This is a genomic window from Roseomonas sp. TAS13, assembly GCF_001950415.1.
In the GTDB taxonomy this organism is placed as follows: domain Bacteria; phylum Pseudomonadota; class Alphaproteobacteria; order Acetobacterales; family Acetobacteraceae; genus Roseomonas; species Roseomonas mucosa.
Map to the genome: position 1 here is coordinate 1 of NZ_BDLP01000697.1, position 1,051 is coordinate 1,051.

General features: G+C 70.5%; 3 protein-coding genes. 1 reads left to right on the forward strand and 2 read right to left on the reverse strand.

What is annotated here, in order from left to right:
- Positions 1–207 precede the first annotated feature (207 nt).
- Together ROTAS13_RS24920 and ROTAS13_RS24925 are read right to left on the reverse strand one after the other, a co-directional pair.
- On the reverse strand, positions 208–516 hold the full coding sequence (locus tag ROTAS13_RS24920) for a type II toxin-antitoxin system RelE/ParE family toxin (RefSeq protein ID WP_075823698.1): 309 nt from the start codon (positions 514–516) through the stop codon (positions 208–210).
- Positions 513–770: a type II toxin-antitoxin system ParD family antitoxin gene (locus tag ROTAS13_RS24925; protein WP_075823699.1), complete on the reverse strand. Its 258-nt coding sequence runs from the start codon at positions 768–770 to the stop codon at positions 513–515. The genes ROTAS13_RS24920 and ROTAS13_RS24925 overlap by 4 nt, the downstream gene beginning before the upstream one ends.
- 62 nt (positions 771–832) lie before the next feature.
- Here ROTAS13_RS24925 and ROTAS13_RS24930 point away from each other — a divergent pair.
- The coding region (locus ROTAS13_RS24930) for a hypothetical protein (protein ID WP_139323585.1) at positions 833–1,051 on the forward strand (219 nt) is incomplete at its 3' end.

Consider the following 1,051-nt stretch of genomic DNA (forward strand, 5'->3'; position numbering starts at 1 on the left):
CGATAATAATCCATTATCGGGCCTGAGATGGGAAAGCGGTGGGGTTGCCACAATTGCGGCGATGGATCACGCTCGATCTGTTGGCCCAGGTGGCCGTGACGCGAGGCGGCGCAGGGGAGGGGCATGCTGCAGAACGAGGGGCAGGACGGTGCGGCAACGGGCAGCTCCCCGCCCTCTCCGGATGCCCAACCGGGCCGGGCGACGACGCTACGACTTCAGATCGGACAGCAGGCGCGGCAGGTCCCGGGCCGTATGGACCACGCGCAGGATTTGGATGGGCTCACGCGTGGCGTCATAGACCAGCAGGTAGTTGAAGCGGACCAGCGGCCAGAAGTGGTAGCGTTGCGGGACGTAGGCACGGCTGCTGCCAAGCCCCGGGTTGGTTGCCAGGCGCCTCGCGGCCGTCAGCGCCGCGGCGAGAAATGCTTCCGCGGCCTGGGGCCGGTCAGCGGCGAGCCGGACGGCGGCCTGCTCGAGTTCGAGGGCCGCTCGCGGTACGAAGAGCTCCCGCCTCACTCCCGGCCAGCGGCCGCGTTGGCGATCGCGGAGCGGACACGCCGCTCCACCTCGTCGGCCGTCAGGAAGCCATCACGTTCCCCTTCGGCCTGGGCCTCTTCCAGGGACGTCACAAAGGAGGCGACCTCCGCCTCCGCCTGCTGCAGCAGGGCGACACCCTTCCGAACAACCTCGTCCAGGTCGCGGAAGCGGCCCTGCGCCACGGCGTCCGCCGCGAAGCGCTCCTGCTCGGGGGTGAGGGTCACGATGCTCATGCAGGGAAAGATAGGCGGACAGGGTGCCGTCCGCAAAGCCTTCCGTGCGCTTGGAGGAACCGATGGCCACTGATCCGGCCCAAGGGGGAAAGGCGCGCGAGGGCGAGGTGCTGCTGTCCTCCGGGCAGCCCACCCTGAGCACTCCCTTGCTGCGCGCCGCGGCGGGGCAGAGCCCGGTTGCCGTGCTGGCGCTGCTCGCCGGCCCGGTCGGCGAGGCCGTGGCCCGGGCCTCCGGCTATGCCGGCAAGGCGCTGTCCGCGAACACCCGCCGCGCCTATGCC